A 12160-nucleotide genomic window follows, 5' to 3' on the forward strand; every position below is an offset into this window, starting at 1 on the left:
CGTGCGCAGTCCCACCACCTAGGTGAAGGTGGTAATAATTGGGTTGGCGCAACGGAAACGGTGTCTGTTCATGGCATGAATTTGCCGTGTAAGACCGAAAAAATCAACCGATACGGCCTGATCGGAGTTTCCAAAGACTGGTAACGTCATTCACGGCGATAGGCATCAAGCTCTCGCCAGCAACCAAAGGCCTCACCCGATAACTCTGATTATTGTGCGCCCGCGCTCGAAACCCATACAGTGCATGAAGTTGCAGCCTGGGCAATCAGCCAGTCATGCTCGCCTTTTGCGAAGGGTTGAATCGCCCCGGATTCTCTAGACACCTTGCAGCGCTTTAAACACCAAACTCGGCGCTTTGCCAGGGACATCATCCAACCGCTCAAAGAGTTGCATCCCAATTTTCTCTAACACCCGGATAGACGCAAAATGATCTGGCCTGACTAGCCCGAAAACTTCGGGCAAACAAAGCTCTTCAAATGCATATTTCAATGAATCTCTTCCGAGTTGGGTTGCATAGCCCTTACCCCAGGCTTCGACAGCGAAGCGATAACCCAAGTTGACGCGCTGTTCAGCCAGGTAATCGTGGATGGAAATGCCACCAAACCCTATGACGTGCTCCGGCGCAGCAGCTCTTGCAATAGCCCAGGTACCGTACGAATGCTTGTCCCAATGCCTGATCCAGCGACTCAGTAAGTCCTGTGCTTCGACAAGGTCCTTCATTGGTCCCGCCGGGTTGAAAAGATGGGTTTGTGGGTCACCATAAATTGTGAAAAGCCGAGGTACATCAGAGGGTTGCGGCACTCTATAAATCAGGCGGTCCATCATGCTGAAACTCTCCAATACCGATCAAAATCTTCGCGACTTAAATTTTAAATAAGTCAGGTGGACACTAGAGCTACATCCCAGCTGCCAAACCAGCGCGACAGCGCAACGCTATTTTAAAAATCCAGTTTCATCCTGAAATGACGACTGTATCCCTTGCCTAGCCAGGCATCCAGCCCTATGAGGGGTAATGCAAAAAGCCCAGCGCGGGGCTGGCCTCTTTCACGATCGGTTTGATGGCAAACCAGCCTGGTTATCGGCGAAGGACAGCTGTCCCCCCCTGAAAGCTAACCAGAAAACCTGCAGTTGCATCTGTTTCAGGTGCTAGCGTTATTATGGGTGGGCCAAGACTGAGCTCAATGGCTTTTTCGATCCATGTGCTCGAACATGATATTGAGATTGACTGGATCGAGGCAGTCCGGCGCCTGATCTTTCACCTGCTTGAAATAGCTTCGTGCTGCCGAATTCTCGATATCACCCTTGAGCGCTAGCAGATAATAACCATCGGCACGAAACTGTTCCTGGCTCAGCAACACAGGGGTGTAGAGATCCCTCAGCGAGGTCAGCGGCTGCTGACGGTTGACCTGGGGTTCCTTCGACTCTTTGAAACAGTACGAATTTAACACTGGCAACGGGTAATGGTCGGAGTACGGATCTTGCCGCTCCAACGCCTTGAGTAGTTGTCCCCGAAGCCGCAGAAGTTCAGGGTCATTGAACTTGAAACGCTGATACGCTACGTCACAGTCGCGCAACTGCATTACCGCGCTGGCCAGCAGGCCTTGATCTGTGGCGCGCTGATACAGCGCACAGGCCTCTGTATGCTTCATTGCGTAGTCTTGGCCAATTGTCTTTCGGCCTTCTGTTAGGGTTGCCAGCAGGTAAGTGGCTACGCCATGACCCTCGCTGCTAGCTTTACGCAGTTCGCTCTCGAATGTCTCAGCTTTTTTAGCCGCTTCCTGGATTGCTTCAGTTAGCGCACGTTTGTCGATTTTGCCCTGTTGCTCCTGCTCGACAATCAGATCCATCTGTCGCTTGTTGTCTTCAGCAATATGCAGCGCATGCTGAAAGGTTGCTTCAGTCTCAGCCGTCGGCGCGGCCTGTACAGCGGCGCATAAGGCAAGACTGAGCAACAGTGTTGAATGACACAGTTTCAATCGTACTTCCTTCATGAATGTCCGGGCAGAATACGCAGACCGACCGGCCTTATCCTTCGGTTTGTGGAGCCTGTCAAGATGTCAGCGGGCAGTGGCATCTTGCGTTTTTATCTGGTCACTCGCAGCTCCAGAGCTAGTGTACTGGATCGTTGCAATGGACCACCTCCTGCGCCATTCCCGCATGACTCACCAACCGACCTCGAAGCCTCGCGTAGTGATAGTACGCCCTACTCCTTCGCCAGATGCAAAAAGCCCAGCGCGGGGCTGGGCTAGTTCAAAGACAGCTATCGGCCAGAGGAGGAAGCCCGGCCCACCACTTTTCCTCAGGCGAAGGCAGGCTAAAGAGGGTTTAAACTCGCTTCGCGGCACCCAAGCGTCAACATACGGAATCAGATTCGTGCAGATTCATATTATTTACATCCGAACAGTCATGTTGCTCTCCAAGCATCCTTACCAATCATGGATAGAAATTCAAAATCAGTACCCTGACTACATGACTTCGCTCGGCCCGTGGGAAGAAGATGCAGTCATTGAATACCTTGCGGATGAATACCCAGAGCTTTTCCCGCATCCGCAAGAGCAAGTCAATGCGTTCATAGCGGATACTCAAGAGGCAAGAGTGCTTACCTTTTCCACGTAAATCGTCTTAGCGACCATTCTCAGAAGCTCGCCCTCGACGTCCGCTTTGGGTCGTAGCTGCCTTTTGGTGGCAACTTTAGAGGTAACCAAGCAAATATTGATCCTGCTCGATTGGTGAGACGTCTACATCGGCCTAAAGACGCCGCTCGACGAGAAGGTCAGGGAACGTGTGTACGACAGGGTTTGGAGCCCAGGGCCCGTTTCTGAGTGTAAGTGACAGCTCATGTTTACCTCGTGGCTATTATTAGCCCGTCCCCCCATGGTGTTGAGCACGCTTGTTCGCTTCCTGAATAATGCCCCTATATCTGGTAGCCGGAAGATATCGGCACATTCCCGCCAGGCCACCTCTTTTATGGGATATACGCCAGCATCACCGATTTCCCTGGCTACGCCACAGCACAGGCCAATAAGCCTGATCCAGCCCCATGCACGGGATCATTTCAGCCGCATGCGTGAGCGTGAAACCGTTACCGTCGTAACGCCAGCGCAGCGTAGTCCCACAACCGCCCATCCTCATCGCCCTTTCCTGACTGCCAAGTTCACCCGTGGCCGGATCAAACTCTACGAAGCCCTGGGGTTCTCGTTCCGGCAGGTTGGGCACTTCGGCGATCAGCGCTGCACGCGCCTGCTCTGGGTGGTCCAAGGGTGCTTGGTAAATGCTGTAGAAGCAGTTGTAGCCCCCGCAGCCGGTTTCAATGATCACTAGTGCTTGATCTGAACTCAAGGCGTAGGCGTTGGCTTTTGGCGAGATGTCTTCATTCAGATCTTCTTGCCAGTCCTTGCGCGTGGCAATCACCACCGCATCCGCGATCTGTTTTGCATTGTCAGCAGTCAGCGCGGCAGGTGCCTGCCAAATTGGCGCTATCGGAGCGGCAGGGGCTGGCGGCACGCTGCTGGCGGGCGTCGGCCCCTTGGAGATCAATGCGTCCTGCGTGCCCACCCGGCCTTGAACCGAGTCCATCAGCAACAGCGCCGCACTCATCCCGCTTAGCGATGCGTACGATTTGCCATCCTTTACCGGCAGCACCAGGTAGTTCCCGTTGCGCAACTCTGTGAACAGGGCTTGGGCTGATGCACCATTTAGCGCAAAGACTTCCGGGGTATCGCCTTCTTTCAGTTCGCCAGGCTCAAATTGAGACTTCAGCGGTTTGTCATCAAGTGTTGGCTGGCCACGCGTTTCTGTATAGCTGAACACCCCAACATGCAAGGCGCCTTGCGGGCCAGCTTCACGTGTGACTCGTATGCTGAACGTTGAAAAATCAGTGTCATCGCGCTCCTGCACGGCACTGATGGCCGTGCATGTTCGTGTGTTATCACAGCCGATAATCCAGTCCTTGATGTCGCGCGCCAACGGGACTTTCTCGGCAGCATGAACACAGCCAATGCCTGCCACCAAAAGGAATATGAAAATGCTTCGTATCATTAGACAGACGCCTTTATACAAGTAAGCGCCTATTAAGACAGAGTTTTTTGCTGATACCTATTGAATGGCCGTCAGTCACAATAAAATCGCCGTATTCAACAATCGACACTGCATGCGGCAGCATGCAAACGGGGGAGATTCAAACAATAGTGAGTGTCCGCTTAGGGCTGACGGCGAACACACACCGCGTTTCTGTATCCTGTCCTGGCATTCAGCCCAGTGCGGGTAATGCAAAAAGCCCAGCGCGTTAGATTACGCTTTACCTAACGGAATCTTCAGTGAAACGTGCAAACCCGCTGGGTCCCAATTTCGTGCGATAGCACCGCCAGTCGACTCTGCCAATCGATCAATCATATGCGTACCAAACCCTTGCTTGGTCGGAATTGTTACAGCAGGGCCGCCGATCTCGCGCCACTCGATTGTTAGGCACTTTTCTTTAGTAAACCAGCAAACATGAACCTCTCCGTCAGCGCTGCTCAAAGAGCCATGTTTCACAGAGTTGGTTGCCAGCTCATGAAGGAATAGTGCGAGAGTCTGACAGAGTTCCTGAGGAACTTGCTGTTGCGGGCCTATAAACCTGCATTGCGAACCAAACGGGTTCAAGACTGACCCCGTGAACGCTTTCATATCAGAGTTCGACATTTCCGGGCCAGCCAACACAGACTCATAAGCGCGAGCTAATGCTCCCAGTTTATCGGTAAGAATTTTAGCCAACCCACCATCCCCACCGACGGACCGTGCTTCCCTATCGGACATCCTCACAACTGCGTTTACAACCGAGAAAAGATTTTTAATCCGATGAAGCATCTCGCCCGAAAGAAGTTGCTCTCGTTTGAGAGATCTATCTAGGTCTCGCCGCAACAACGTCTGTTCCGTAATATCCCGAGAAACGCATACGATCGAGCTCACTTTCCCCGTCTGATCAGCTGCGGGAGTTAATAAGTTATCCCAGTAAGTAACTTTTCCGGAGCACTCACTATACCCTGCAAAACGAGCGGTATTTCCACTTAGAGCTTGAGCTAAAGCTTCGGTGGCAGCGTCATGAACTGATGTGGGTAGAAGGGCCACCCAAGAACTTCCTTTAACCTGAGACTTTGTCACTCCCAACGCCAGACACCCAGCGTTACTCATAGCCAATAGCGTTCCGTTCAGATCGAGAATTTTAATGCAGTCAGGAGTCGCATCGAGCATTGCACTCTGAAGATCGGGGTGGGCGACAGGAATATCATCATCATGTTTATGCATCGTTTTCCAGCTTAGCCCCTAACCGTTGAGTCCAAGACTAGAGGAATTGAGAGGGTACTACAATCGTAAGGTCTGTTTACCCATCCAGTGTGGATGGAAAGCCAGTAACCCTGCAACCACCCCGGGTAGTAGCCTTCTGCCACGCGCAAGGATTTCCCAGTCCTACGCCTGCAAACCCAAGGACGGGGATAGCGCCAATATCGGCGCGTTTATGACCAGGAGGTCAATGTGACTCAACAATCTGTAACCCAAATCGATGACGCTGTTATGCAGCTTACCAACGGATTACTCGCGCTGACTCACGTCCTTGCTCAAGTAAACCCTGACCTAACTAAGGGTTTTCTGGGCATGGCAATGCACGGGTCCGTGCAAGCAGGAAATGGTGACAGCATACTCAAGGCAATTTGGGAAAAAGCGTTCCCCGGCGCACTACTACCTGTCGCTTTATCTCCGAAAGAATTCACTAAGCGATTCGGGGGCTCGAACTCTTAAAATCAACTGATACGGCGGCGTCTTTAACAGCCGATGGGTTGATGAGGATGCTGCCGTCAGGTGCAATCATCCACAAGGGCTTCACACCCAACCCGGAGATCAGCACCGGGCATCTGCATCACCAACCCCAACCGGAGATCACCATGCTCCAACTGTTCCTGATCGGCGCAGCGCTCAGCCATGCGCGGTCAGAACCGCCACCTGATGACGGCCTGCCAACCGGTCCATCGCGCTTCCATCGTGAGCGCTGGCGTTCTCGACAGGGGCTCTCGGCGTTCTGGCGCTGATGGCCCCGCCAAAAATCCTCGACTCAGAGCAATAACTGCATCGGTGAAAGCCCCGAACGTCCAACGGGGCTTTCTTTATTGCGACCTAGCAGATTGGAGGTGTGGATGAATACCAGCAGCTCCTACGTTGTTTGCTTGCTCGATTACGATCCTGCCAGCGGTGCCATGTACTGGAAGACCAGGCAGTCCCATCAGGTTAACTGCCTGAAATTCTTGATCTTCGGAACAGAAAGTACGCTGGCAAACGAGCTGGATCGTCGAACAGCGACGGTTACGAGGTGATACGAGTGGGCGAAAATCAGTTCCGTACCAACCGGCTAGCTTGGAAGATGCTCCACGGGCCTATCCCAGATGGAATGCAGATTGACCACATAAATGGCGATCGCCGGGATAATCGCGCCGCCAACCTGCGTGCCGTAACAATTACCGAGAACAACCGGAACATGAGGCTTTCGCACGCAGCATTAAAGATATGCCAGGAGCGTTACGACGCTCAGTTGCCTCCAAAGATCAGCGAGGCAGACGCGGAACAGGAGTGGTGGAGCATTCGGCGGAACAACTGGTGTGCGGGATGGATATCAGGTGGAAGCGCAGGTACCCACATTCATCGGGTGCCGAGAAGTCATCGCCACTTTTAGAAATTAAGCGCCACGGTTATGAGATATCCGAAAGCGTGGCGCGCAAATTACGGCAAACAGGTTTCGGTGAATCGCTCCAGATGAACGCCGAAGACGAGTGAACCAATAGACAAAATTTTGATTATAAATTACTTACTGGGCTCGAATTTCGCGAACATCATGCCGAAGACAAAACCTCCGACGATGGCCAGATAGACCGACTTGTAGCCTGCGACGTTATAGGCCAGCCAGTAGTTGACCGCAGTGATTACGGCGAAAACCAAGAAGAACTGCTTACGAGAAAAACGGCTGAGAAAACGATTTACTGACGCGTTTATTGCGTTGAGCTTGTTCATTCCGCTTCATCCTTGATAGACCGTCATAACTTTAACTTAAACCCCTGTTGCCCACCATGCTGCATCCGTTAACCGGGGGGCGGCGCTTACCTGAGGTAAACGCAATGCCCATTCGCCACAGTGTCATCCACAAGATCGACAAAAAACCCGACGGCAGCCCGGCCATTCTGTTCCTGGGCGCATCCGAGCAAGTCGAAAGCCAGGCCCGCGAAGACCTTATGAGCCAGCTCAACGAAAGCTACAACGCCACCGCCGGCAAGGGCTGGGGGTTCTTCCATCAAGAATCAGGTGCCTACCCATTCAGCGGCTGGCTCGGCAAGTACCTGGCCGGCGTTACCTACTTCCTGACGTTCAGCACCACTGCCGTCGAACACCTGACCAAACTAATGGAAGAGTCGAACCTCACCACCGGTGGGCACACCCTCTTCTGCCACTACTAGCAAGGCATGACTGATTACCTGGTGATCGCCCTGGTGCAGGAAACCGAAGCGGTCACCATGACCGAAGAGCTCGCACTGATGACGGTGAAGCGCCTCGACCTGGACCTCATCCGCCTTGCCGCACGCATCAACATCAGCGAATGGCAGACCAACCGCCAGTCGAAGCAGTACATCTCGTACCTGAAGGGTAAGCAGGGACGCAAGCTCAACGATTATTTCCGCGATTTCATTGGCTGTGTGAAAGATGGCGAAGGTTACTTTCGAGCAATCCGAGAAGACTTCCCGGAGCAATTTGAAGAGCTTTGCCGTGTCCAGGATGAACTTGGCCCAGGCTCATACCTGCATCGCGACCGCAAGACCAATAGCCGTTTCTCTCTACGTAACCTTCCGCCTGGTAAACCCCACCGAAACGAGATGCTACCAGCTTGCTCTTTTTTTGCGAGATAGCTGAGTCCAACTATCAACAGAGCACTGCGGACATAACGTCGGGCTCAGCGATAGCTGGTGTAGGGTGAACGATCTGAGCCTTCAATTTGCGATGCAGAACACGATGACAGTTGGCACACAGGCAGCGCAATTGATCGAGGGTTGTCTTGTGCTGCTCGCCCATATCTGCGACCTGTATCGCCTCATGATGAACTTCAATACAAGCCACACCAAAATCGCCATACGCTTCGATAGGATCTGTTCCGCACTCCTCGCAGAAAAGCCGGCCATGCTGCTTGATAAATGAAGCTTTCTTGGCTCTAGACAAACCCGGTGAGCGTTCACGTTTCAGGTGATACACCAGCTTAACTTGGCCCTCGGCCCACTCTCTATCCTCTGTGTCATTGGGTATTTCAAGCGCCTCAACTGGCTCACCTTTCGGGACAATTTTGTAACCCGCTGCTTCCAGCAGTTCGAAACAAACAGTTCCCTTGCCCGCGGTGAAGTGGCGAGGCTTGAGAGTGAACCCTAGAGCGGCTGTTGCAGCAAGTCCAAACACCTGCTTCGGTGCGAGTCGTTTCCCTTCATCAACCAACAAATCATAATCAATCGACGGCCAAAACTCCTCCGAGGTCGCGCCCTGGAGCAAACTTTGCACTGCCTCCCAAATATACTCAGGGGTTACACTGCGTAATTGCTCTGCAGGCAAACGGCGGCGATCCTCCCCTGGCACATTCACTTGTGACGGAGCTGTAACCCGAATTGTTGTCAACGCTTTCAAATCGCGATCCGCTACCAGACCCAGAATCACTCCACCTAATGTTGGAGAAATACTTGCGAGGTAACATCCCTGATTTCCATCGCCATTTTTCTGTAATGGGGAATGCTTCTCTGGCAGAAGGTCCGCTAAAGCATCTAAGTGTAATTTTGGAGAAATCGGATGATCCAACCTGGCCCACATGATCGGCACCATCCAGCCAAGAGCTTGCCAGTATTCAGCAGCCTGCCAATGACTGTCGGGGATAGGCTCTTCGCGGTGTGCATCCGAAGCAACGCCTACTGCCTTTATTAGCCCATCCGCATACGAAATTACTACGTCACCGGGACTCACGAGAGTGAGGTTCAGATACGTCTGGTTGGCCACACCATTACGCTTTTCTTTTGGAGACCAAATATATCCCCCAGCGTACTCATCTAGATGAGTTTGCTTATGATTAACCCACCAGTAGCGCCGCATGGGCTTTGCCGAGCGATTTGAGGTTCGGTGAAAAACTGCGGTTTCATTTGTCCTGTCAACCGACTCACATTCCCAGCCAGCAGCGATCCAAAGGTGAGCCCAAGTGTGGCTGTCCTCCGTACGCGAGTTAGCCCACCAAGCGTCATGGTTTCGTGCACTGGGTGGCAGCCCATTGACTAGCGCATCGATCTGACCGAATGAAAGTTGGACAGAGTCCTGGACCTGGGCTTTCAGATAGTCTGCTAAAGGCGCGTATTTACTCACTGCTCACCTCCTTGTTTGAAGGTGGAAGCATATTGACATCATCTACCAACCGCAACAGCCTCAGCGCGCCGCAATGGCAGCGCTGGCACCCGCCAACGCCCCCTGACGCTCCGAAGAGCGCCAATCACACGACGCCTAACCCCTTATCAGGTTGTGTTGTTTTGCTGCGAACGTTGAAAGGTTTGGTACGTCACCTGTTGCCCGATTGGTTGCAATCCAAATCCGTGTCGCCTCTACCTCGAGGCTCTGTTTATTTGCATCCAGCTCAGCCAGAAGAGTTCCAGATATCCGATACCGGCCACATCCGGCGCAGTTCCAATCCTGATAATCGCCAAGTGGAGCAATGTCCTCAGCTGGTTCATTGCAAATTCGACATGCCATTTTCTGAACTCCTTGTGAATGACCATTCAACTCTAGCTGATCCCTCACCACACGCCACCGCCCGGGCATGGCCCGACGATTACTAACGTGGAAACTAAAATGCTCGTTTTTTTATCCGAACACTGTGACCTTCATCAGATTCTTCTGAGTAGATATCGAAGACCTAAACGCCTTTTAGGCCACTTACCTTTCTATAACTAACTTCAAGTTCATATTTTTGAAAAATGCCACTCAAATCATCCAAAAAGAACCCTCTAACAACATCCCTGTGTAGGGGCTCTAAATGCATAGGATATCTATCAACACCATCACTACTCAGGTGAACAACTACTCCATCACAATAATTTCCAAAGTTTCTAATTTCAAAATTCTCCATCCAGTCCCCTTGTATCTGGAGGGCACCTAAATATTTAAGCTCCAATAGAGGTTCAAGCGATCGTTCGTAATGGCGCAAATTTTCTTGCTGTGCTTCGACAAGAGCCTTCTGTTGGTCGACTGAATCTTTCAATTCAGTCGCCTGCATTTGGAGCGCTTTAGAGCTTATTTTTAGTTCTCTACCCTGCTGTACGTAACCCAAAACCAACCACAGAAAAGCGACTGGACCAAACACCCCAGCTGACAAATCCCCGATTGCATTCAATTCCAACTTTATCAGCTCATCGAATCGCGCCCCCATAATCAAAATTGCGCCGCCTATATATAACGCTGTGAATCAACATAGCCCGGGAGTGGGGGCTCACCCAGCGCGAGAACCCCTGTCAGGGGGTAAGAAAGAACAAGGAGACGCCACGCGACTACTATGCCAATGCCGTGGTTTGGGATGCGGTGTACGGGATGGCTGGGCCTGAACTCAGGGAAGCGATGGATCTGGGCTACCTCACCGGTCAACGCCCGGCTGACGTGATCGCCATGCGCAGTGACGACGTGGATGGTGATTACTTCCTGGTCACACAGGGAAAAACGGGGCTTAAGCTCAGGATCTTGATGCGCACAAAGGAAGGGGAAAACAGCCTGGGAAGGCTAGTTCGGGAAATTTCAGAGAGGAATGCCGCCCACCCTTCAAAATATCTGCTGATCAACAAGCATGGGAAAAGGATGACGAAGGGGATGTTGCGCCTGGGATAAGGCACGAGAGATGGCTTGCGAGAAAGCTATCGAACAAGGAGATCCGACGCTCGCTGCAAAGATCAGTGGGTTTCAGTTCCGAGATATTCGACCCAAAGCGGCATCGGAAATCGTGGATATCGGCGACGCAAGCCTGCTGCTTGGTCATAGCAATCAGGAAATCACAAAGCGCGTTTACAGACGGCTCGGCGCCACTGCGAAGCCGTCAAAATAGAAAAGTTCTGGAACGGTTCCATAATAGTTATGGAACGCCGAGCAAACACCAGCCCGCGACAGCCAACGCCCAGAAACACAAAAGCCCCGCTTTCGCGAGGCTTTCGTCTGAATGTTGGCGGGAAACCAGGGATTCGAACCCTGGGAACGCTATTAACGTTCGCCGGTTTTCAAGACCGGTGCATTCAACCACTCTGCCAATTTCCCTTTTGCGCCACAGGAACAATAGTAGCCCTTCCTGCGTCAGCGGGCGCCATAATACCCGAATGAAACACACTGTCAAACTCTCGCCATAGCTTGTTACAGAGCGTCTGTTATGATCTTTGCGACTGAACGTTTCAAAACTGAAGGAGTGTCGCCATGCGCGAACAGAATTACGCAGTGAATGGCAACGCGCAGGCTGAGCAGCTTGAAGTCAGCCGCGTGTTGCGCAACACCTATGGCTTGCTCGCCCTGACCCTCGCATTCAGCGGCGTGATGGCGTATGTGGCGCAGCAGATGCGGGTGGGTTACCCCAATATCTTTGTCGTGCTGATCGGCTTCTATGGCCTGTTCTTCCTGACCAACAAGCTGCGTGACTCGGCCTGGGGCCTGGTCTCTGCGTTTGCCTTGACCGGTTTCATGGGCTTTATTCTCGGCCCGATCCTGAACCGTTACCTGGGCATGGCCGGCGGCGCTGAAGTGGTCAGCTCGGCGTTTGCCATGACGGCTCTGGTATTTGGTGGTCTGTCGGCCTATGTGTTGATCAGCCGCAAGGACATGAGTTTCCTGGGTGGTTTCATTACCGCAGGTTTCTTCGTGCTGCTGGCGGCCGTGGTAGCGGGCATGTTCTTCCAGATCAGCGGCTTGCAACTGGCGATCAGCGCAGGTTTTGTGCTGTTCTCCTCCGTGTGCATCCTGTTCCAGACCAGCGCCATCATCCACGGCGGTGAGCGTAACTACATCATGGCGACCATCAGCCTGTATGTGTCGATCTACAACCTGTTCATCAGCCTGTTGCAGATCTTCGGCATCATGGGTCGCGATGACTGATTGTTAG

General features: G+C 52.5%; 11 protein-coding genes, 1 tRNA gene and 5 pseudogenes. 8 read left to right on the forward strand and 9 right to left on the reverse strand.

Features of this window, described 5'->3' with window-relative positions; genetic code table 11:
* Positions 1-315: 315 nt before the first annotated feature.
* Complete coding sequence (locus C9383_RS24690; RefSeq protein WP_090370322.1) at positions 316-825, reverse strand: GNAT family N-acetyltransferase; 510 nt, start codon at positions 823-825, stop codon at positions 316-318.
* Positions 826-1178: 353 nt separating this feature from the next.
* Entirely contained in the window at positions 1179-1991 is an 813-nt protein-coding gene (locus C9383_RS24695) for a hypothetical protein (protein WP_143038205.1), read from the reverse strand.
* Between the two features lie 382 nt (positions 1992-2373).
* Here C9383_RS24695 and C9383_RS24700 point away from each other — a divergent pair, with 382 nt between their 5' ends.
* Positions 2374-2616 (forward strand): hypothetical protein, encoded by a 243-nt coding sequence (locus tag C9383_RS24700; RefSeq protein ID WP_090370318.1) that lies wholly within the window; start codon positions 2374-2376, stop codon positions 2614-2616.
* 369 nt (positions 2617-2985) lie between these two features.
* Here C9383_RS24700 and C9383_RS24705 read toward each other — a convergent pair whose 3' ends face one another.
* Positions 2986-4038 carry a DUF1176 domain-containing protein gene (locus tag C9383_RS24705; protein ID WP_090370316.1) on the reverse strand — a complete coding sequence of 351 codons (1053 nt, stop codon included), beginning with the start codon at positions 4036-4038 and terminating at the stop codon, positions 2986-2988.
* Between the two features lie 252 nt (positions 4039-4290).
* Positions 4291-5283 carry a PAS domain-containing protein gene (locus C9383_RS24710; RefSeq protein ID WP_090370314.1) on the reverse strand — a complete coding sequence of 331 codons (993 nt, stop codon included), beginning with the start codon at positions 5281-5283 and terminating at the stop codon, positions 4291-4293.
* 539 nt (positions 5284-5822) lie between these two features.
* On the opposite strand from C9383_RS24710, the gene C9383_RS24720 reads away from it, so the two are divergent.
* From C9383_RS24720 to C9383_RS28490, 3 genes and pseudogenes are all read left to right on the forward strand, one after another.
* Positions 5823-6062, forward strand: coding sequence for a hypothetical protein (locus C9383_RS24720; RefSeq protein ID WP_090370310.1), 240 nt, complete (start codon positions 5823-5825; stop codon positions 6060-6062).
* Between the two features lie 287 nt (positions 6063-6349).
* Positions 6350-6490 (forward strand): annotated as a pseudogene (locus tag C9383_RS28770) (HNH endonuclease signature motif containing protein); the annotation flags it as partial.
* A gap of 15 nt (positions 6491-6505) precedes the next feature.
* Positions 6506-6801 (forward strand): annotated as a pseudogene (locus C9383_RS28490) (hypothetical protein).
* Positions 6802-6828: 27 nt separating this feature from the next.
* On the opposite strand, the gene C9383_RS24735 reads toward C9383_RS28490, so the two are convergent.
* The gene (locus tag C9383_RS24735) at positions 6829-7035 is read right to left on the reverse strand and encodes a hypothetical protein (protein WP_090370308.1); all 207 of its coding nucleotides are present in this window, start codon (positions 7033-7035) and stop codon (positions 6829-6831) included.
* A gap of 104 nt (positions 7036-7139) precedes the next feature.
* Here C9383_RS24735 and C9383_RS28325 point away from each other — a divergent pair.
* Positions 7140-7922, forward strand: a pseudogene (locus C9383_RS28325) (nucleoid-associated protein).
* A 13-nt stretch (positions 7923-7935) separates the two neighbouring features.
* Here the strand turns inward: C9383_RS28325 and C9383_RS28070 are convergent.
* Together C9383_RS28070 and C9383_RS28775 are read right to left on the reverse strand one after the other, a co-directional pair.
* Complete coding sequence (locus C9383_RS28070) at positions 7936-9138, reverse strand: HNH endonuclease (RefSeq protein WP_143038204.1); 1203 nt, start codon at positions 9136-9138, stop codon at positions 7936-7938.
* 87 nt (positions 9139-9225) lie between these two features.
* Positions 9226-9402: pseudogene (locus C9383_RS28775) on the reverse strand (DUF7662 domain-containing protein); the annotation flags it as partial.
* Between C9383_RS28775 and C9383_RS28270 the strand changes: the two are divergent.
* Positions 9336-9869, forward strand: a complete 534-nt coding sequence (locus tag C9383_RS28270) for a hypothetical protein (protein WP_159438934.1) — start codon at positions 9336-9338, stop codon at positions 9867-9869. The pseudogene C9383_RS28775 and the gene C9383_RS28270 overlap by 67 nt on opposite strands.
* A gap of 77 nt (positions 9870-9946) precedes the next feature.
* Here C9383_RS28270 and C9383_RS24750 read toward each other — a convergent pair whose 3' ends face one another.
* A complete protein-coding gene (locus tag C9383_RS24750; RefSeq protein ID WP_143038203.1) occupies positions 9947-10429 on the reverse strand; it encodes a hypothetical protein in 483 nt (160 codons plus the stop codon).
* A 68-nt stretch (positions 10430-10497) separates the two neighbouring features.
* Here C9383_RS24750 and C9383_RS24755 point away from each other — a divergent pair.
* Positions 10498-11122, forward strand: a pseudogene (locus tag C9383_RS24755) (tyrosine-type recombinase/integrase); the annotation flags it as partial.
* A gap of 115 nt (positions 11123-11237) precedes the next feature.
* On the opposite strand, the gene C9383_RS24760 reads toward C9383_RS24755, so the two are convergent.
* Positions 11238-11328, reverse strand: a tRNA-Ser gene (locus C9383_RS24760).
* 153 nt (positions 11329-11481) lie between these two features.
* Here C9383_RS24760 and C9383_RS24765 point away from each other — a divergent pair.
* A complete protein-coding gene (locus C9383_RS24765; protein ID WP_060755618.1) occupies positions 11482-12153 on the forward strand; it encodes a Bax inhibitor-1/YccA family protein in 672 nt (223 codons plus the stop codon).
* Positions 12154-12160: the final 7 nt, after the last annotated feature.

The sequence above is a fragment of the Pseudomonas palleroniana genome (assembly GCF_003031675.1).
Classification (GTDB): domain Bacteria; phylum Pseudomonadota; class Gammaproteobacteria; order Pseudomonadales; family Pseudomonadaceae; genus Aquipseudomonas; species Aquipseudomonas palleroniana.